The sequence below is a fragment of the Paenibacillus sp. NPDC101420 genome, from assembly GCF_050277435.1.
Taxonomy (GTDB): Bacteria; Bacillota; Bacilli; order Paenibacillales; family Paenibacillaceae; genus Paenibacillus_AQ.
Map to the genome: position 1 here is coordinate 1,672,795 of NZ_JBNNSE010000001.1, position 18,888 is coordinate 1,691,682.

The following is an 18,888-nucleotide window of genomic DNA, read 5'->3' on the forward strand; positions in this document are numbered from 1 at the left end:
TTTATGGCATTATCATTGTTTTTTTGGTATTCTGGTTGGGCGAGGAGGTTGAAAGAATGTTGAATCATTTGGACGGTCATGAAGGAGCTCAATATATTTGTAAAGTGTTGTATGAATCGCTGCAAATTCCTGTGTTTCTGCTAGATGCCAATCGGAGAATCGAGCTAGCGCTGCCTTCCTCTTCAGAGAGCGCCCCGTGGGTTCATAACCTCAACGAGCTTCTTTCAGAAATTGCAGACTCTACTAAAAGCGAGAACAACTCTAAGCACGATAGCTCAAATGCCTCTATACCGATCATTCGCACCACTAACTTCCTAGAGAATTACATCCTTCTCCATCTGCCCTCAGGCAGCAGTAACGGGGGAAGCATTGTGATCGGTCCTACACTTTATACTCACCTTTCAGAGGACAATATGACAAGTCTGATGCGTGACCATGAAGTTCCATTAAAGCTTCAAGAGCAATGGATGAAATACTACCGCAGCTTGACCGTGCTAAATAAAATGAGACTCTACCATACCGCTATGCTGATGTACTCGCTCGTCACCGGAAAGACGTTATCTCTTAGCGAACTGCTACTCGACACCCGAACTCTTGAGCATAAACAGCCTCCCGCAGGCAGTCTGGACTTGGATGTTTCCTATCGACGTGAGAATACATGGCTGCACCACGAACCCATGCTGGAAAAAGCTCTATTTCACCATATCAAAAATGGAAATAAGGCTGAGCTACTTCGTGTCCAAGCAACCTTCTCTGAAGACAATTACGGAGTACTCTCCAAGAAGAGCCATTTACGCAACAAAAAGAATCTGGCGATCTCCTGTATTACGCTCGCTACACGAGCTGCTATTGATGGAGGGCTGTATTGGGAGATTTCTTATACCCTCAGCGACTTTCATATCCAGCATATCGAAGAACTAAAGGATGTTCCGGCTGTAGATCATGCTATTCTTAATGCGCTTTGCGATTTCGCCGACCATGTCAAAGAGAGCCGGATGGCGAAACTTTCGCGCACCGTGGCCCTCAGTCAGAACTATATTTTTAATCACTTATATGAGGAACTCTCCTTAGATAAGCTGGCTGAAGTCGCTGGATTGAACAGAAGCTATCTCTCCCTATTATTTAAGAGGGAAACAGGATTCACGATCAGTGATTTTATTCAATTCGAGCGGATTGTAGAAGCCAAACGATTAATCGAATTACCGGGCATTAGCTTATCTGATATCGCTACGAGGCTACATTTCAATGACCAGAGCTATTTTACCAAAGTGTTTAAGAAATATACCGGCACCACCCCTAAACAATTCAGAAGAAACTGGGAAAGCACGCTTTAAGTATAGATGACATGACAAAAAAAACTAAAAAGAGGATTAAAGATCAGTGATGGCTGCCAGAACAGTATTATTGAAGTAATCCACATACATATTTTTAAATGGCTTCTGGTGATCTAGCTCTACAGATAAATGCACCGTAACTGTCTGATAAATCGGATCAACGCAGAGGAAAGGACCTGCCGCGCCCCAGTGTGAATAGGCTTCTGGCGAGAACAAATCTCCACCATCACGCTTCGAGCCGTTAATCGCCCATCCGTACCCCCAATACGCTTCTGGAAAAACCTCGTCTCTATATTGTGAGGATACGCCTGGAATTTGATTGCGGGTCATTTCTTTTACGGTTACCGGACTAAGGAATCGTACTCCGTTATATATCCCGCCGTTAAGAAACATCTGGCCAAAGACAGCCAAATCCATAGCCGTCGAGTAAGCGCCGCCCCCCGCAGATACGGAATTCAAATTATACTCGCTGTCCACCCATTCCGCGCACGCTGCTTCTGGTGCACGTCTTACTACTTTGTCCCGCACGTCCATGGGTACACGATAATATGTATTTTCCATACCAAGCGGTTTAAAAATGGTTTCCTTTACGAATACATCATAAGCCTGTCCGCTAACGCGCCGGATGATTTCACCCAACAGCTCATAGCCATACCCGCAATAAGACATGACCGTACCAGGTTCGTTACTAAGCGGTGCATCATAACCGCCATATAAGTACTTATGCTGATCTGGATCTTGATTAGGTTCGTGTGGAGGGTACTCTCCTTGTTCCTTTTTCAACTGTCCGTTCTGCCAAATCACCTCACCCTCCAGGCCAGAGGTATGTGTCAATAAGTGATGTACGCATACCTTAGTTTTGCCTTCACCTGTAAATTCGGGGATGTAATCGGAAACAGGTCTGTTTAAACCAATCTTCCCTTGTTCCATTAACATCATTATAGCGGTTGCCGTAAACAGTTTTGTTATGGAACACAGTGGATAAATAGCATCTACAGTTAATTCCGCTGCGCCTGGCTCTGGACTGAATTTCCCGTTCGCTTGATGGACCAGTAGCGTCCCCTTTCTCGCAGCAACAATAACTTGTGCCGGTGTGATGTTGTCTTCAACCATTTGTGCAGCTGCTATACGTATGCGCTCTACACCGTAAGCCGACACACCCGCCTGTTCTAAAGAATGAAATAATAGTTCTTTCATGGGTAGCCCTCCTAAATAAATTTATTCAATACATATATAAACTATTATACAAATATGTTAAATAATCCTGCTTACTTATTATTTACCTGTGACTCCATGGTTAATGGGCTATTCTTAATATAAGAAAAACGCTAATCTCGGTTATCTCCCGAAAATTAGCGTTTTATTTTAACCGCATCCACTTCTTCACTAAGTGACCGCTACCTTAAAAGCATCGACATTCAATGCCGTCCCATTGATGGTTAATGTGGCGTTGTAATAACCGCGATCACCACTCGGCTTACATTTATAATCACCCGAACATCCGCACACAAAGAATTTTGTATTTGTATAACCTGGATATATATTAGTAAGCTTTCGATAAAACAAATGTCCATGATGTGTGAAAATAGCTAGCACCTTATCCCTCACTTTCGTAGGAATAGCTGCAAAAAACTTAGCAGTCTCCGCCGCGCTTAATACATGGCTAGGATCGACCGTGATCCCGCTCACTTTTAAAGGCCAATGAAAATCAATAATATAAAAATGCTGATCATCTAAATTTTTCAATATATTTATACTACCCGGAGTGAACAGACCCAGAGCACAATTAAGCCACACGTACTTCACCTTACCCTGTGTCCCAGGGAAATTCATTTGCCCTTCTACTGCACCTAAATATTGCGTGAATAAGGACTGCGTACTTGCCTCCCAATTTCCTATCGATGCTTTATAGGGGATACTTCCGAGCGTGCTAGTTACTGTATCCTTGAAGTCCTTGTAATAGGCATTTGCATTATTTCCATGATTCGCTCCCGCTTGCGTGTTATCTCCTCCAAAAATAACAAATCTCTTATTCCCGCTCCCTACAGCCTTTGGCAATAGATTTCTAAAAATGCTTGCGCTATTCCCATATCCCACATGACTATCCCCAATTACCGCGAAGTTGATAGTCTGGGCTGTTGCTTTAGGATTCAGATTACGTTTGGGCTTAGGACTGGCGAGAAGCCTTCGCTTCTTAGTGGAGGCTGTCTGCTTTTTCATCTTAATCACCTCTTTAAAATGGATGAAGAATACCTGGTAGTATATATATTCGATCCAATATGCTTTCTCTTGGACAGACGTATCCTTTAAAAAGAATAATAGGGCAGATAATTAACAGGCTTATCTAAAAAGGTAAGATGTTATAATTAGTTCCACAGACGTCAATAATACAGTTCGATCCATAGCATTATAGTTTGAAAATATATTCAAGTAACGGAGGCCTTATTTTGAATAACGTTATCCCGGAATGGGCCGAATCTCATTTTCCTTTATATAGCGCTGGCAGCATTCAATCGATGTATGGGACCTCAAATCTACCAAGAGTTCAGATTCATGAGAATCTAACCGTATTACTGGCCGTTGCCGCTGGTAAAGGGAGCCTTGAGGTTAATAATCTGACTTATGAGCTTACGGAAGGAAGCGTAATCCTTCTCCCCGCTAATACTCATGCCTCTTTAATTACAAATCTCCAGCAGCCGCTTCATGCCTATAAGCTCACCATCTGGATTCAAGAGCAGACTCAGGCTATACCTGGCGGTGCGATGATACGAAAAAGCGAAATGGCTTCGAGTTCAAATATGCTGTTGTTTCCTTATGAGCCTACTATTGTATCCAGTGTCAAGGAATTGTATCTTCACCGACTGCCAGATCGAGAAACACGCCATGTACAGAATCAAATGCTTTTTCATCAGATTATTCTACAATTGCTCGAACAGCAGGAAGCCAGATATACAGTTAACGAGCAACCATCGATGGAACGGAGCATTTCTTACCTGGAGAATCACTTTAGCGAAAAAATAACACGTGAGCACTTAGCCGCCATTGCGGGTGTAAGCAGCTCGCATTATTCAACGTTGTTTAAGCAGGTGACAGGCTTCAGCCAGAGCGAATATCTGTCGCGGCTACGGGTTCATAGTGCCAAGGAGCTTTTGCTTAACGGTTCAGGCACACTTAGGGAAATTGCGCTAAAGGTAGGCTACAAGGATGAATTTTATCTCAGTCGTCGTTTTAAGCTGCAGACAGGCGCATCTCCGTCTGGTTACAGCCGAAGCTCTTTCCAGCGAGTTGCCGTAATGCTTACCCCTTATGCAAGCCATTTGCTGTTACTTGGCTTAGAACCTGCGGTAACCATCTCTGAAAGTAGTGAATATTTGAATCTTTCGGATCAGGAGCCACCGCAGTCGATGAAGTTTATCAATACAAACAGCTCGGCTGAACAGATCAGATCGCTATTAATTGATGCCAACGTTGAACTGATTATTGCGGCCAAAGAACATCTGGAGGAATACGGATTGAAGGCCGGGCAGCTGCGAGCTGTAGCACCTATTATGGAGATCTCTTGGAACGAAATCGGCTGGAAAGATCAGCTACGCCTAATCGGCCGAGCCATTCAGCGGAGTGAACGGGCGGAGCAGTGGCTGAAGGATTTTGAACAAGAAGAGCTAGAAGCCCGAGAAATAGTACAGCACAGCACAGTAGCTAACGATATCATCACCATTCTGGTAATCAAGCCTGAGGAGCTACTCGTTTACGGAGCAAGGAATGTAGGTTATGTGATGTACCAATCCCTTGGACTTAGAGCACCGACCTTGATTGACAACGAGATAAAAAGATTGGGAGATCAGTTCCATTCGATTTCGATCGGGGTTTCAGATCTTGCAGATTATGCAGGAGACCGAATTTTAGTCATTGTATTTCCCGATGCCAAAGGCTCTACTGCGCATACTGAAGCGATCTTTCAATCCCCTTATTGGAGCCAGCTTCCCGCAGTGCAGCAGAAGAAAGTCCATATTCTTGATCTGGATGATTGGGTGCCTTATAACCCGGCTTCGATTCGCTTACAACTAGGACGAGCGGTAGCTTTATTCGGAGGCAAATAATAGTCCAAGTCTTTTTTCCAACAAAAAGGCATGGTTAGGCACATGAGTGATCCCTATAATGATTACAAATGCGAATGATTCTCATAATCACTCTAAGGCATAGGCTGAAGATTGATTTACATTGTTTGAATTGTTCAAAGTAACACTGTCATACAAAAAAGGGGAGAATTATTTAATGAGAAAGATATTTATTCCGTTTGTACTTATTATGGGGATTGCACTTAGTGCTTGTGGGGGAAACCAGGCGAAAAATGATGCTAGTTCTACAAACAGCCCATCTTCTACTCCTGCTGCGGAGTCAGAAAGTGCGACCTTTACTTATCAATCCGAAGATGGACCTGTTGAGGTTCCAACACATCCTCAGCGTGTTGTTGTACTCACCCGTTTTTTAACAGGTAATGTCATGGCACTGGGTGTACCTGTTGTGGGCGTAGATGAAATGTCCAAAACTAACCCGCGCTTTGAAGAGCAACTAAAAGACGTAGAAGCAGTTAGCGATGAAAGTCTGGAGAAAATCATTGAACTGCAGCCGGATCTGATCATCGGGCTCTCCGATATTAAGAATATCGATAAATTCAAGCAAATCGCACCAACCGTTACTTATACTTATAATAAAGTGGATTACTTAACCCAACAGCTGGAAGTCGGCAAATTGGTGAACAAAGAAAAAGAAGCTCAAGCTTGGGTCGATGATTTTAGTGCCCGTACCAAAAAAGCGGGTGAAGAAATCAGAGCGAAGATCGGTGATAATGCAACTGTCTCTGTTATTGAGACCTTTAATAAGCAATTGTATGTATACGGGTATAACTTTGGCCGCGGAACTGAACTCCTCTATGGGGACTTCAAGCTTGGCATGCCAGAAACAGTAAAAGAAAGCACCAAAACGGATGGATTCTTTGCTGTCTCGACAGAAGTGCTGAAGGATTATCTGGGCGATTACGTTATTTTCAGTAAAAATGCGGATGAAGATAATTCCTTCCAGAATACAGAAATCTACAAGAGCATCCCTGCCGTCAAAAACAATCGTGTTTTCGAGGCTGATGCAAAAGCATTCTATTTTAACGATCCGCTTAGCCTTGAGTACCAGTTGGAATTCTTTGAACAACAATTTCTTGGAAAATAAAGATAATGACTACGAAGCAAACTTCCATTCCATTTTTATATAAGCTGCTTGGTAGCGTGCTGGTAATGGTTATATGCCTCGTGATTGCTATGCTATTCGGGGCTAAAGAAACCACTTTCAATGATCTGTGGCTTGCCATCACCTCTAATTCAAAGGCAGACAATGTCCTTATTCTGCGTGAGATCCGGCTGCCTCGCGAACTCGCCGCCATGCTGATCGGTGCTGCCTTTGCCGTATCCGGTGCTATCATGCAGGGGGTTACACGCAATCCATTAGCCGACCCAGGCCTGCTCGGTCTGACCTCGGGCGCGAATATGGCGCTGGCTCTTACGTTTGTATTTCTGCCGGGACTGAATTATTTTGGTACCATGATCGCTTGTTTTTTTGGCGCTGCCCTAGGAGCCGTGCTAGTGCTTGTTCTAGGTTCTGTGCGCCAAGGTGGCTTCTCTCCGATTCGAATCGTACTCGCCGGTGCAGCGGTATCTGCCTTTCTGTATGCTATTGCAAGTGGTGTAAGCATTGCCTTCAAAATATCCAAGGATGTATCCATGTGGACAGCGGGTGGATTGATCGGCACAACCTGGGGCCAGCTTCAGGCTATCGCACCCGTTATTCTCATCGGCATTGTGGTGGCATTAATATTTTCAAACCAGTTAACCATTCTTAGCTTAAGTGACGAGGTAGCCATCGGATTAGGACAAAACCTTGCTGTGGTTAAAGGGATTCTATTCACTCTTATTATTCTGCTGACTGGAGCATCGGTCGCTCTAATTGGGGATATGGCTTTTGTAGGGCTGATGATTCCGCATATTGTCCGTAAGATTGTCGGTACCGATTACCGGTATATTTTGCCGATATCGATCTTTACGGGTGCATCGTTCATGCTTCTCGCGGATACAATTGGACGGACAATCCATGCACCTTATGAGACGCCAGTGGTCGCCGTCGTAGCTATGCTTGGGCTACCTTTCTTCTTGTTTGTTGTTCGGAAAGGAGGTAAAACACTCTCATGATTTCCTCTGCACCCGTGCGAAAGCAACGTATTATCCTATGTGTATGCACCGGTTTGATTCTGCTAACAGCAATCGTCAGCATGGGAATCGGATACTCTTCCCTATCTTTTGACAGACTGCTTCCGGTTCTGTTCGGGCATGGAACCTTTAAAGAAGACTTTGTATTATTCTCTGTAAGATTGCCGAGGATTCTGATTACACTGCTGGCAGGCATGGCCTTGGCGTTATCCGGTTCCATTCTGCAAAGCGTTACACGAAACGATCTAGCCGACCCCGGTATTATTGGTATCAACTCTGGTGCGGGTGTCGCTGTCGCTGTTTTCTTTCTTTTTTTCCCGGTTAGCGCTGGATCATTCATTTATGCGCTGCCGCTGGTTGCTTTTATAGGGGCATTACTTACGGCAGCGTTAATCTATCTATTTTCATATAGTCGGACTAAGGGGCTTGATCCTGTTCGATTGGTGCTCGTTGGGGTAGGGTTCTCCCTAGCGTTGTCTGGCGTTATGATCGTGATCATTTCGTCCGCGGATCGTGCCAAGGTAGATTTTATTGCAAAATGGATCGCAGGGAATATATGGGGTACAGATTGGCCATTCATTTGGGCTTTACTGCCTTGGTTGATCTTACTAGTTCCCTTTACCCTGTACAAATCACAGCGACTCAACCTGCTCAGCCTAAGTGAAGTCTCTGCCATTGGTGTCGGGCTGAATCTCGAACGTGAACGTATCGTTCTGATTCTCACGGCAGTTGCAGCTTCCGCCTCCGCGGTTTCTGTCACAGGCGGGATCGCCTTCATCGGACTGATGGCCCCACATATTGCCAAATCGCTAGTCGGCCCGCGTAATCAGATGTTTATTCCCGTCGCTGTATTGCTGGGCGGCTGGTTACTTCTGATCGCGGACACCGTTGGCCGCAATCTCGTCGATCCTGACGGCATTCCGGCAGGGATCATGGTGTCGCTAATCGGCGTACCTTATTTCGCTTATTTATTGCTTAAGAAATAAGCAGTTCTATAAACAAAAAAGAGGACCTCGGCATAATTGCCGAGGTTCTCTTTACTGACCGTCTTTGTCCCCAGATTTCCACCGCTACGAGCGGTTCAATCAAGAAATCTGGGGACAACAACGGCCGGAAGTCCAATGATTCACCGCAGTGAATACTGAGCTTTTTGTTCGCAAATTTAGTTCAGCCTATATATCACCTAAATCTTCATATCCTTACCCGTATAATCTACAAACATGAAATGACCTTCTGGTGTAGTACGCTTCTCGATCAGGTCAAGGATCCCCTCGGCACTTTGATTTGGATTTGTCGGTGCCTCTGCCCCGCCCATATCGGTTTGCATCCACCCCGGATGCACGCTGAGCACTTGAATCCCACGTTCTTTTACATAGACATGCAACTGCTGTGTGAACATATTGAGCGCCGCTTTGGAAATGCCATAAGGATAGTCGTTCGGATAAGCATTGGTGATACTTCCTGCTTCCGACGATATATTGATGATCGAGCATTCGGGTTCCGTAAGTAGCGGCAGGAAATGCTTAACCACTCGTATCGGTCCATACAGATTAATATCCATCGTTATAAGCATATCTTGGAAATCCAACGCTTCAATCGATGTATCCCGAGCGTTGAGTACCGCCGCATTATTAATAATGGCACCGAGGGTCCGACCTTGTTCTTGTAGACTCGCAGCCAGTGCCGCGATTCCTGCCTCGTCCGTCACGTCCATCGCAGCGATGGTTAGCTTCTCTCCATAGGTTTCAGCAAGCTTCGATAGCGCTGTTTGTTCCTGATCGGGCCGGCGAACCCCAGCAATAACTCCATAGCCCCGCTTCAGCGCTTCGGCCGCCAGTTCATAACCCAGTCCACGTCCAGCACCTGTAATGATAATATTCATAGTTATTCCTCCCCGTTATCCTTATCGTTCTCTAGCAGCTCCACAATTACTTTTAACTCCTTGAAAGTGTCCATATAAGCATAACGCCCCCCGGTATACTCACCCTTTTGCTGGAGTGGGAAGCCTTTGCCTTCTAGCAGCATTATCTTTTCTTTCATTCCTTCAACTACAAAAGCAATATGATGAGGCCCCTCACCATGTTCATTCAAGTAATCCCGCCACGTACTCGGCTCATGATCCGGTTCAATCAATTCCAGCTGTAAAGAGCCCATATCAAAAAAAGCTAGCTTAGCCCGCGCCTGCGTAGCCACGCCATTATGCCGGGTCTGCGCAATATCTTCTGTATCTGTAACGATAATTTCCGGCTTTTTGAGTCCAAAAAACTCCGCATATGCCGTACTTACCTTCTCCACATCATTCACCAATATTCCAATCTGCGTAACAAAATTACCAAGCAATCCTGACATGTGCATCAACCTCCTATTAGTCTGACAAGTCCACCATACCGATTCTTTGAAAGGGCTGTCAAGCCTGTGTTGAAATCATTCTGAGCAGCGATAATTTCAAGTATGTTTGTTTCGCTTAATCACCAATCCGGTTATAGAATGAAAAGTTTACATTAACAAAAAGGGGTGAGGAACGATGGACCATAGAAAAAGATCACGCCTGATGCAGCAGTTTGTTTTTGTCGGGCCGACTTCCTTGTTTTTCTTTATGATTGTGCTGATTCCTTTCTTTTTAGGACTCTATTATTCTTTTACCAGTTGGAACGGAATCTCACGTGATGTGGAGTGGACCGGACTCCGGAATTATCTACATATCTTCACAAAGGACCCTTCCTTTCTTCATTCATTCTGGTTCACGGCGAAGTTCACTTTCTTCGGTCTGATACTGACCAATCTGCTCGGCTTCGCACTCGCTTATGTACTGACCCGCAAGCTATTCACGCGCAATGTCCTGAGAACGGTATTTTTTGTACCTCATGTTATCGGTGGACTTTTGCTCGGGTTCATTTGGCAGTTTATTTTTGTCAGAGGGTTCTCCTCGATTGGACAGGCTACGGGCTGGTCCTTCTTTAATCTTCCGTGGCTGGGCACCGGAGGGACAGCTTTCTGGGCGATTGTGATCGTATTTGTCTGGCAAAATGCAGGGTACCTAATGGTCATCTACATCTCTGCAATCAACAACGTTCCCAAGAGCCTGCTTGAAGCCTCTAAAGTGGATGGCGCTGGACGCTTTCAGGCTTTATGCAATGTCACTATCCCACTCGTTATGCCAGCTGTTACCGTCTGCCTATTTCTGTCTATCTCTTGGTCGTTTAAGCTGTTCGATCTTAACCTATCACTGACCAAGGGTGGTCCCTTCAAAGCTACCGAATCTGTAGCGTTGAATATTTATAATGAGGCCTACACCATCAGCCGGTTCGGAATGGGCTCGGCCAAAGCGATGATTTTCTTCGTTATTGTGGCCGTGATCTCCCTGCTACAGGTTAGAGCAACCAAGAAAAGAGAGGTGGAGCTGTAATGGAGACTACCGCCAAGAAATTCAATGTTCCCCTGCTGCTGATCGAACTGCTTGTGATCCTGCTGGGACTTTTATTCCTAGTACCGTTTTACTTTTTGCTGGCCAACTCAGTGAAAAGCTACAGCGAGATTCTTTCGGATTCCGCTGCGCTCCCCTCCGTATTCCAGTGGAGCAACTACGCCGAAGCTTGGAAAGCTATCGATTTTCCACATGCCTTCCTGAACTCTTTTATTATCACGGTGATTAGTAATATTCTGCTAGCGTTCCTCTGCTCTATGTGTGCCTATAAAATGGTACGCAATAACAGCTTGTATAACCGCTTGCTTTATATTGCTTTAGTGGCCGCTATGGTTATTCCGTTTCAGGCGATCATGATCCCGCTGGTGCAAGTTGTTAGCGGTCTGGGCGTCATGGATTCAACCGCAGGTTTGATTTTAGCGTATCTTGGATTTGGCGCCCCGATGACTGTGTTTCTATTCCATGGCTTCGTCAAATCAGTACCTCTTGATATTGAGGAGGCTTCGAGAGTAGACGGCAACAGTCCTTATGGTACCTTTTTCCGGATTGTGCTTCCGCTCATGCAGCCGATTATTGTCACTGTCATTATTCTGAATACCCTGTGGATCTGGAACGATTACCTGATGCCTTCGCTTATTCTGCAGGACCCGGTGCTTCGCACCATTCCCATCGCCACTTATAGCTTCTTCGGACAATATACGAAGCAATGGGATTTGGCACTTCCGGGACTTGTGCTCGGGATTACGCCCGTGGTCATCTTTTTCCTAGCGATGCAAAAATATATTATTGAAGGCATTGCCCAAGGCTCTGTAAAGGGCTAACGATACATGTTATTTTCAGCCAGAGAGGATGAATGAATATGAGAACCAAACGTGGAATTCTCCTCGCATGCTCCCTGCTGCTGGCTGCTCTGACAGCCGGCTGCGGACGTGGCAGTGACAATGCGAATGGAGTTAAAACCGTGCATATCTACCAGTTCAAGGTTGAAATATCTGAAGCGCTAGCTTCGCTTAAGACTGAGTTTGAGAAGGAACACCCCGATATTAAGCTGGAGGTGCAAAGCGTGGGTGGCGGGACCGATTATGGTGCCTCCCTACGCGCCAAGTTCTCATCTGGAGATGAACCGGATATCTTCACCATTGGTGGCAACAATGAACGTGATATGTGGATGGAATATCTGGAGGATTTAAGCGGTGAAGCTTGGGCCAAGGATGTAAAGCCCCTTGCAGCAGAACAAATGACTGCAGATGGCAAGCTCTATGGCATGCCCATGAATCTCGAAGGATACGGCTTCATCTATAATAAGGACCTGTTTAAGAAAGCAGGCATCACCGAGAAACCCTTAACTCTAACCGCTCTGCGCGAAGCCTCCGAGAAGTTAAAGGCAGCAGGCATCACACCTTTTGCAAATGGATATCAGGAATGGTTCGTGCTCGGCAATCATAATGTGAACGTAGCTTTCGCCCAGCAGCCAGATCCCGAAGCATTTATCGCCGGGCTTACGGACGGCACCAAAACTTTCGCTGGAGACCCGGTTTTCTCCAAATGGATCGACCTGCTGGACCTTACTGTAGAGTACGGCAACAAAAATCCACTCTCCACCGACTATAATACCCAAGTCACGATGGTAGCGAGCGGAGAAGCCGCGATGATGCAGCAGGGTAACTGGACGCAAGGACAGATCGACGGCATCGATCCTAATCTAAATCTGGGTATCCTACCGATGCCCATTGACGACACCCCAGAAGACAATGACAAGCTGTATGTAGGCGTGCCAAGCAATTGGGTGATCAATAAAAACTCCCCCGTTAAGGAGGAAGCCAAGGTCTTCCTGGATTGGCTGGTCACCTCCGAGACCGGGAAAAAGTATATCACTAAGGAATTCCAGTTCATCCCTGCGCTCGACAGCATTAAGGGCACCGAAGAAGATCTTGGAGCGCTGGGCGCCGAGGTGCTGGCTTATACCGATAAGGATCAAGCGCTGACCTGGAACTGGACCCGTCTGCCGAACGGGATGCCGCAGGAATTATCCAGCAGCATTCAAGGCTATCTCGGTGGCAAGCTGAACAAGGAAGGTATGCTGAAGGAATTCCAAGTCAACTGGGATAATCTCAGTGTGCAGTGAGTTACCCGCTCTGTACACGATCGTAAAGAAAAAGCCGCGCAGCGATGCACGGCTTTTTCTTTACGATCGTATTCATTTGACTAGTTCGCACGCAGCATACTAATTTGTCTGGCAAGATACACTGGTGTATAGGGCATGTCATCTCGAAGCCAAGAAATAACCGTGCCAATCAGGGCTGCTGAACCGTACCAAACGGCAATGTCCTTCTGTATGGGCATCTTGGAATGCTCAGCAGCACCCTCCTTTTTCTCCTGGTGTGCAGAGATGATTTCCGCCATCAAGTTGAACAGACGGTCTGTAAAAATAGGGCTTCTTTTCGATGTGAGTATCACTTTATAGAATTTGGCATTTTCCGCAATATGCTTAAGCAGACTCTCTAATATCCTCAAATTCTCTTCTTCAACCGATTCGTGATCGTTGTCATCGTTGTTGACCACTTGTAAAATGTCCTCCACCATCTCATCCGCCATCTTTTCCAACATATCCGGGAGATCCCGATAATGCAGATAAAAAGTAACACGATTGATTTTAGCCCGCTCTGCAATACGGTTTACTGATATTTTCTCAATATCCATTTCCTCAAGCAATTCAATCACAGCATCTCTAAGCAATTGACGTGTACGAAGTACCCGGGGATCTGTACGTTGCGTTGTGTTATTCATCTTACTCTCTCCAATCTTTAACTTTCATATCGTAAACTACAATTTATAAAAAATTGTTGTTTTTTCATGAGAAAACACTACAAATTTAAAATGAATGTAAACTATTTTACATTTTTTCGCAAATCGTTGCTTGATTACATGAAAATTTCATTTATAATCTAATTCATGCATTGTAAACTATACAACACACTGTAAATTTAGTCCATGATCGACGATTTGAGAGGATGGAGTGGAGTGAGTACAAAGACAGAAGTATCAAGCAGTTCCGTAAAAAAGGGACCCATCTTATTCATTATGATTTTGGGCGCTTTTCTTGCGACACTGAATCAGACAGTAATGAGCGTTGCCGTTCCCGAGTTAATGCATGATTTTAATATCTCGGCTGCAACCGCTCAGTGGCTGACAACAGGCTATATGCTGGTTAATGGTGTTCTAATCCCAATTACAGCTTATTTGATGCAACGGTTTACGACACGAGAGCTTTTTCAAGCTTCCATGTTTATATTTTTAGCTGGAACGATCGTCTCAGCCATCGCGACAAACTTCCCTATTCTACTGACCGGGCGTATGATTCAGGCAGCTGGCGCTGGGATTATCATGCCACTGCTCACAAATGTCATCTTGACCCTGTTCCCTCCTGCAAAGAGAGGGGCTGCCATGGGGATGGTAGGCTTAGCCATTATTTTCGCACCTGCGATTGGACCTACTCTGGCCGGATATATTTTGGAGCATTATTCTTGGGAGACTATGTTCTATGGCATGATTCCTTTGACCGTCATTGTAATCATATGTGGATTTATTTATTTGAGAAATGTATCGGAGCGCATCTATCCTAAGCTGGATATTGTTGGTGTAGTTCTTTCTACTATCGGTTTTGGCACCTTGCTGTATGGCTTCAGCCGTGCTGCCAGCGCAGGCTGGTCAAGCGCAGAAGTACTGTTGTCTCTGGGTCTAGGTGTCCTTTCCCTTGGCTTGTTTACTTGGAAACAGCTAGCCTCCCAGAACCCGTTGCTTGATCTTCGAGCTTTCAAATACAGCATGTTTTCCTTAACGACTGTCATCAGTATCGCAGTCACTATCGTGATGTATGCAGATATGATGCTGCTGCCTTTGTATCTTCAAAATGCCCGTGGCTTTACAGCGATGGAATCCGGCTTACTGCTGCTTCCTGGTGCGCTCATTATGGGTTTATTGATGCCGGTAACCGGAAAGCTGTTCGACCGGTTCGGGGCAAAGTGGCTCGCTATTATCGGTCTACTGATTACAATTGCAACGACGCTAAGCTTTGTGAATTTAACGGACTCAACCAGTTACATGTATCTGGTATATATGTCAACTGGCCGCCGGATCGGTATGGCTCTGCTCCTTATGCCAATACAAACTTTAGGGCTAAATCAATTGCCCTCCAAGCTTAGTGCGCACGGTACAGCAATTTCGAACACCATTCGACAAGTGGCTGGCGCCGTAGGGACTTCCCTACTTGTCACTGTAATGACAAGCCGTACTACAACGCATATGAAGGATATGCTGGCCTCGGGCAGCACACAGAACGGAACACAAGAACATATGATTATGGAAGCTTCCATTCAAGGTATCAATGATTCCTATCTAGTTATTGTTGGTATCGGCATTCTTGGGCTGCTGCTCTCTTTCTTCATTAAACGTGTTGGGCAAGCGCCTGATCCGGAGCAAGAACCCGAAGTGAAGCTCAAAAAAATTATTGCTAAAGAAGCTTAATATATAGAAGCAATTAGCACTATTTAAACCAACTTGCAAAAGAGATCAGCGATGTTAATCATTGCTGATCTCTTTTTAGTCTGACAACTACCCTGCTTACAAGCTCGGGCGGTTAAATACCCTGCATCCTGAATATAACCCCCACTCACTTCTAAAAAATTGCCCATTGCGCAATTTTGCCCTTTGGGCAATAATATAAAAATAGAAAATAGAGCACAGAATGTCCTCTGTACTTAAGAAAGGAGATCGCATAGAACTTGAACCCCAAACAGACGCTGCGCGACAAAAAAAAAGAAGCTACGGCCTATGCCTTAGCCAAATCTGCCTTCGAGCTTGCGCTTGAACTAGGGATGGACGGCTTCATCGTCGACGACGTTGTACAGAAGGCTGGCTACTCCCGGCGGACCTTTGCCAACTACTTCTCGTGCAAAGAAGAGGCGGTAGCAGCATATTTTATCAGCAACTCTTCAAGAGAAGATAAAAGCATGCTATTCGATAACCTGCCACCAGATGCAACACCGCTAGATGCCTTGTACAAATTGTTCAAGCTGCAGTTTACTTCCGAGTTTCTGTATCAATTGCGGCAGTTCGTATCGCTGGCTAATCAGTATCAGTCACTGGAGCCTTATATTCTCAGCGTATTCCGCCGCCTGCAGATTGCCGCACAGGAAGTGCTCGAACAGTTCACTCATGGACGTTATGCCGACGGGTATACACATCTTCTCGCAGGCGCCGTTTACGGAGCGTTCGTGCCGATTCTGGATGGACGTCTGAACGTCATGCTGCCAGGTGAAGCGCAGGATGAACACTCCGATGCCATATCGTTCGATCAATATCTAAATTCCATGTTTACTTATTTACGCAAAGGCTTTTAATTTAGAGATACAAAGGAGAAACCATAATATGTCTACATTTCTATACCGATTGGGCAAATCTGCATATACCAAGCCCTGGTATTTCCTTACCGTCTGGATTCTGATTCTCGGTGTTATAGGCGCCCTGCTTGGTGTCAATGGCATCCAGTCCAGCTCAGAAATGAAAATTGAGGGCACTGAATCGCAAAAAGTACTGGATATGCTGGTCAAGGAACTTCCAGCAGCTGCTGGCGGTCAGGCGAGCGTTGCCTTCACCGCGCCTGATGGAGAACGGCTAGATACGCCGGAGAGATCAGCACGGATTCTGAAGGCTATAAATGATGTCTACAGCATGGACTATATCATCAATCCTGCTGAACTGGCCGCGCAAGCCGCGGCGGCTGCGGGTCAAGCTGCAGGAGCAGACCCATCAGCAGCTGCCAGTGGCCAAACTGCCACTGCAGACCCTTCGGCGGCTGCGGGTCAAGCTACTGCTTCGGTTCAGGCTGTTCCTTACGGGCCACTAATCGTTGATGGTGCTCCGGTTCCCGGCGTCATGCTGTCTGCCGACGGCAGCATCGCCCTGTTCCAATTCCAGTTCACTGTTCAGCAGACATCACTCCCCTCTTCTGTACCAGATAACGTGATTAAGGCTGTAACCGAAGTCGAGCAGGCAGGCTCCGGGATCACAGCCATTCCGAGTGATTCGCTCAAAAGCACACCGTCCATCGGATCTACGGAAGCGATCGGAGTAGCCGTCGCAGCAGTTGTGCTGTTTATTACACTCGGTTCGATTGTTGCAGCCGGACTGCCGCTGATCACCGCGCTTCTTGGCGTCGCGATTAGCGTCGGCGGTGCTTTTGCTCTTTCGAATATTGTGCACATGAATGACATTACACCCATTCTCGCAGTCATGATCGGTCTGGCTGTTGGTATCGACTACTCCTTATTTATCGTGAACCGGCAGCGGCGGTTAATTCTCGATGAGAATTTAAGTGCCAAGGAAGCAGCAAGCCGAGCGGTCGGCACCGCCGGCAGTGCAGTATTCTTCGCCGGACTGACCGTCATCATCGCCCTATGTGGCATGTTGGTCATCGGCATCGGCTTCTTGTCAACCATGGCTCTCGTTGCTGCTGTCAGCGTGCTGATCACTGTTCTGTTGGCGCTTACCCTGCTGCCTGCGCTGCTGGGTCTCGTCGGCGAACGGATCTGCACCGCCAAGGCACGTTCAAAGAACGTAGCTTCCGCGAACAAAGCCCGTAACGGGTTCTCACACCGCTGGGCGAACGCAACGGTAAAATACCGCTGGGCTATCATTGTTCTAGTGGTCTTGGTTCTTGGTACAGCGGCGATTCCAGTAACCAAAATGGAGCTAGGTATTCCGTCTGGCGCTTCGGCAAATCTGGACACTCCAGCACGCCAGAGTTATGACATCATCTCCAAGGGCTTCGGAGAAGGGTTCAACGGTCCGCTACTACTGGTGGCCCAACCAAACAACCCGTCCGACAAGATTTCCATGGAGACGCTTGGTAAGCTGGTTCAAGAGCTGCAAATGCATGATAACGTCACGCTGGTGTCCCCGATGGGTGTCAACGCGACCGGAGATATTGCTATTATCAGTCTAATCCCTAAAACCGGCCCTACAGATACAAAAACGAGAGATCTGGTACAGGATCTGCGCGATCCCGCTTCCAGCCTCGCATCATCAAATGATGTAACACTTGGTGTGACCGGCTTCACTGCGATCAACATTGATATGTCCTCCAAGCTATCCGATGCGTTTCCCGTGTATATCGGCATCATCGTAATTCTATCCCTAATTATACTGCTGCTTGTTTTCCGGTCGGTCATCGTTCCGATCAAGGCGACGGTAGGCTTCATTCTCAGTGTGCTCGCTACTTTCGGTCTAACCACGGCCGTATACCAGTGGGGATGGCTGCACTCCCTGTTTGGTTTTGACACAGGAGGCCCACTGCTCAGCTTTATGCCAATTCTGGTCACCGGCATTCTGTACGGACTGGCGATGGATTATCAGGTATTCCTCGTCAGCTCCATGCGTGAGGCTTACGTCCATGGACGTCGTGGCAACGACAGTGTGGTTCACGGCTACGATCTCGCCAGCCGTGTCGTACTTGCCGCAGGCGTAATCATGGTTTCCGTCTTCGCTGGCTTCATCTTCGCACCTGATGCGATGATCAAGCAGATCGGATTCGCACTGGCCTTCGGCATCCTGATCGATGCTTTCATCATCCGCATGACGCTCGTTCCGGCAGTAATGGCCGTCTTCGGCGACAAAGCCTGGTGGCTTCCGAAATGGCTAGACCGTCTGCTTCCGAACCTCGACGTCGAGGGCGATAAGCTAATCGCCATGCTCAATGCCAAGGGAGAAGGTAAGAAATAAGAAGAGGACAGCCTTTGAATTGTCCTCCCCAAATTTTGAAGAGCATGACCCTGCGAACTACCTGCAGGGTCTGCTTTACTTTTTAAGGCATTGCAGT

16 protein-coding genes are annotated in these 18,888 nt (G+C 46.4%); 11 read left to right on the top strand and 5 right to left on the bottom strand.

Annotated elements, in window-relative coordinates; translation table 11 throughout:
- Nucleotides 1–56: 56 nt before the first annotated feature.
- Complete coding sequence (locus ACQKMP_RS07285) at nucleotides 57–1,334, top strand: AraC family transcriptional regulator (protein WP_340968073.1); 1,278 nt, start codon at nucleotides 57–59, stop codon at nucleotides 1,332–1,334.
- 36 nt (nucleotides 1,335–1,370) lie between these two features.
- Here ACQKMP_RS07285 and ACQKMP_RS07290 read toward each other — a convergent pair whose 3' ends face one another.
- Both ACQKMP_RS07290 and ACQKMP_RS07295 read right to left on the bottom strand, forming a co-directional pair.
- Nucleotides 1,371–2,531 (bottom strand): serine hydrolase domain-containing protein, encoded by a 1,161-nt coding sequence (locus ACQKMP_RS07290; RefSeq protein ID WP_427469083.1) that lies wholly within the window; start codon nucleotides 2,529–2,531, stop codon nucleotides 1,371–1,373.
- 189 nt (nucleotides 2,532–2,720) lie between these two features.
- Nucleotides 2,721–3,554: a metallophosphoesterase family protein gene (locus ACQKMP_RS07295; RefSeq protein WP_427469084.1), complete on the bottom strand. Its 834-nt coding sequence runs from the start codon at nucleotides 3,552–3,554 to the stop codon at nucleotides 2,721–2,723.
- Between the two features lie 227 nt (nucleotides 3,555–3,781).
- Here ACQKMP_RS07295 and ACQKMP_RS07300 point away from each other — a divergent pair, with 227 nt between their 5' ends.
- From ACQKMP_RS07300 to ACQKMP_RS07315, 4 genes are all read left to right on the top strand, one after another.
- On the top strand, nucleotides 3,782–5,434 hold the full coding sequence (locus ACQKMP_RS07300) for a helix-turn-helix domain-containing protein (protein WP_339246007.1): 1,653 nt from the start codon (nucleotides 3,782–3,784) through the stop codon (nucleotides 5,432–5,434).
- A 175-nt stretch (nucleotides 5,435–5,609) separates the two neighbouring features.
- Nucleotides 5,610–6,557 carry an iron-hydroxamate ABC transporter substrate-binding protein gene (locus tag ACQKMP_RS07305; protein WP_427469085.1) on the top strand — a complete coding sequence of 316 codons (948 nt, stop codon included), beginning with the start codon at nucleotides 5,610–5,612 and terminating at the stop codon, nucleotides 6,555–6,557.
- A 5-nt stretch (nucleotides 6,558–6,562) separates the two neighbouring features.
- Entirely contained in the window at nucleotides 6,563–7,570 is a 1,008-nt protein-coding gene (locus tag ACQKMP_RS07310; protein ID WP_149647855.1) for a FecCD family ABC transporter permease, read from the top strand.
- Nucleotides 7,567–8,574, top strand: a complete 1,008-nt coding sequence (locus ACQKMP_RS07315) for a FecCD family ABC transporter permease (protein ID WP_042185906.1) — start codon at nucleotides 7,567–7,569, stop codon at nucleotides 8,572–8,574. Before ACQKMP_RS07310 ends, ACQKMP_RS07315 begins: the two co-directional genes overlap by 4 nt.
- Nucleotides 8,575–8,771: 197 nt before the next feature.
- Here ACQKMP_RS07315 and ACQKMP_RS07320 read toward each other — a convergent pair whose 3' ends face one another.
- Entirely contained in the window at nucleotides 8,772–9,470 is a 699-nt protein-coding gene (locus ACQKMP_RS07320) for an SDR family oxidoreductase (RefSeq protein WP_042185904.1), read from the bottom strand.
- A gap of 2 nt (nucleotides 9,471–9,472) precedes the next feature.
- A complete protein-coding gene (locus tag ACQKMP_RS07325; protein ID WP_042185902.1) occupies nucleotides 9,473–9,937 on the bottom strand; it encodes a VOC family protein in 465 nt (154 codons plus the stop codon).
- Between the two features lie 175 nt (nucleotides 9,938–10,112).
- On the opposite strand from ACQKMP_RS07325, the gene ACQKMP_RS07330 reads away from it, so the two are divergent.
- Genes ACQKMP_RS07330 through ACQKMP_RS07340 form a run of 3 tightly spaced genes read left to right on the top strand, consistent with a single transcriptional unit; the run spans nucleotide 10,113 to nucleotide 13,137 of the window.
- Entirely contained in the window at nucleotides 10,113–10,994 is an 882-nt protein-coding gene (locus tag ACQKMP_RS07330) for a sugar ABC transporter permease (protein WP_339245998.1), read from the top strand.
- A complete protein-coding gene (locus tag ACQKMP_RS07335; protein ID WP_339245997.1) occupies nucleotides 10,994–11,833 on the top strand; it encodes a carbohydrate ABC transporter permease in 840 nt (279 codons plus the stop codon). Before ACQKMP_RS07330 ends, ACQKMP_RS07335 begins: the two co-directional genes overlap by 1 nt.
- Nucleotides 11,834–11,865: 32 nt before the next feature.
- Nucleotides 11,866–13,137 carry an ABC transporter substrate-binding protein gene (locus tag ACQKMP_RS07340; protein WP_379422819.1) on the top strand — a complete coding sequence of 424 codons (1,272 nt, stop codon included), beginning with the start codon at nucleotides 11,866–11,868 and terminating at the stop codon, nucleotides 13,135–13,137.
- An 80-nt stretch (nucleotides 13,138–13,217) separates the two neighbouring features.
- Here the strand turns inward: ACQKMP_RS07340 and ACQKMP_RS07345 are convergent, their stop codons facing one another.
- Nucleotides 13,218–13,799 (bottom strand): TetR/AcrR family transcriptional regulator, encoded by a 582-nt coding sequence (locus tag ACQKMP_RS07345; protein ID WP_042185894.1) that lies wholly within the window; start codon nucleotides 13,797–13,799, stop codon nucleotides 13,218–13,220.
- A gap of 204 nt (nucleotides 13,800–14,003) precedes the next feature.
- On the opposite strand from ACQKMP_RS07345, the gene ACQKMP_RS07350 reads away from it, so the two are divergent.
- From ACQKMP_RS07350 to ACQKMP_RS07360, 3 genes are all read left to right on the top strand, one after another.
- Nucleotides 14,004–15,536 carry a DHA2 family efflux MFS transporter permease subunit gene (locus tag ACQKMP_RS07350; RefSeq protein ID WP_042185892.1) on the top strand — a complete coding sequence of 511 codons (1,533 nt, stop codon included), beginning with the start codon at nucleotides 14,004–14,006 and terminating at the stop codon, nucleotides 15,534–15,536.
- Nucleotides 15,537–15,793: 257 nt separating this feature from the next.
- Complete coding sequence (locus ACQKMP_RS07355; RefSeq protein WP_042185890.1) at nucleotides 15,794–16,411, top strand: TetR/AcrR family transcriptional regulator; 618 nt, start codon at nucleotides 15,794–15,796, stop codon at nucleotides 16,409–16,411.
- Nucleotides 16,412–16,439: 28 nt separating this feature from the next.
- Nucleotides 16,440–18,791, top strand: coding sequence for an MMPL family transporter (locus tag ACQKMP_RS07360; RefSeq protein WP_427469086.1), 2,352 nt, complete (start codon nucleotides 16,440–16,442; stop codon nucleotides 18,789–18,791).
- Nucleotides 18,792–18,888 lie beyond the last annotated feature (97 nt).

What these genes read in the sequence shown, in the direction of transcription:
- ACQKMP_RS07285 (WP_340968073.1), top strand. Translation starts at nt 57, where the DNA reads ATGTTGAATCATTTGGACGGTCATGAAGGAGCTCAATATATTTGTAAA.
- ACQKMP_RS07290 (WP_427469083.1), bottom strand. Translation starts at nt 2,531, where the DNA reads ATGAAAGAACTATTATTTCATTCTTTAGAACAGGCGGGTGTGTCGGCT.
- ACQKMP_RS07295 (WP_427469084.1), bottom strand. Translation starts at nt 3,554, where the DNA reads ATGAAAAAGCAGACAGCCTCCACTAAGAAGCGAAGGCTTCTCGCCAGT.
- ACQKMP_RS07305 (WP_427469085.1), top strand. Translation starts at nt 5,610, where the DNA reads ATGAGAAAGATATTTATTCCGTTTGTACTTATTATGGGGATTGCACTT.
- ACQKMP_RS07310 (WP_149647855.1), top strand. Translation starts at nt 6,563, where the DNA reads ATGACTACGAAGCAAACTTCCATTCCATTTTTATATAAGCTGCTTGGT.
- ACQKMP_RS07315 (WP_042185906.1), top strand. Translation starts at nt 7,567, where the DNA reads ATGATTTCCTCTGCACCCGTGCGAAAGCAACGTATTATCCTATGTGTA.
- ACQKMP_RS07320 (WP_042185904.1), bottom strand. Translation starts at nt 9,470, where the DNA reads ATGAATATTATCATTACAGGTGCTGGACGTGGACTGGGTTATGAACTG.
- ACQKMP_RS07325 (WP_042185902.1), bottom strand. Translation starts at nt 9,937, where the DNA reads ATGTCAGGATTGCTTGGTAATTTTGTTACGCAGATTGGAATATTGGTG.
- ACQKMP_RS07330 (WP_339245998.1), top strand. Translation starts at nt 10,113, where the DNA reads ATGGACCATAGAAAAAGATCACGCCTGATGCAGCAGTTTGTTTTTGTC.
- ACQKMP_RS07335 (WP_339245997.1), top strand. Translation starts at nt 10,994, where the DNA reads ATGGAGACTACCGCCAAGAAATTCAATGTTCCCCTGCTGCTGATCGAA.
- ACQKMP_RS07340 (WP_379422819.1), top strand. Translation starts at nt 11,866, where the DNA reads ATGAATATGAGAACCAAACGTGGAATTCTCCTCGCATGCTCCCTGCTG.
- ACQKMP_RS07345 (WP_042185894.1), bottom strand. Translation starts at nt 13,799, where the DNA reads ATGAATAACACAACGCAACGTACAGATCCCCGGGTACTTCGTACACGT.
- ACQKMP_RS07350 (WP_042185892.1), top strand. Translation starts at nt 14,004, where the DNA reads ATGATCGACGATTTGAGAGGATGGAGTGGAGTGAGTACAAAGACAGAA.
- ACQKMP_RS07360 (WP_427469086.1), top strand. Translation starts at nt 16,440, where the DNA reads ATGTCTACATTTCTATACCGATTGGGCAAATCTGCATATACCAAGCCC.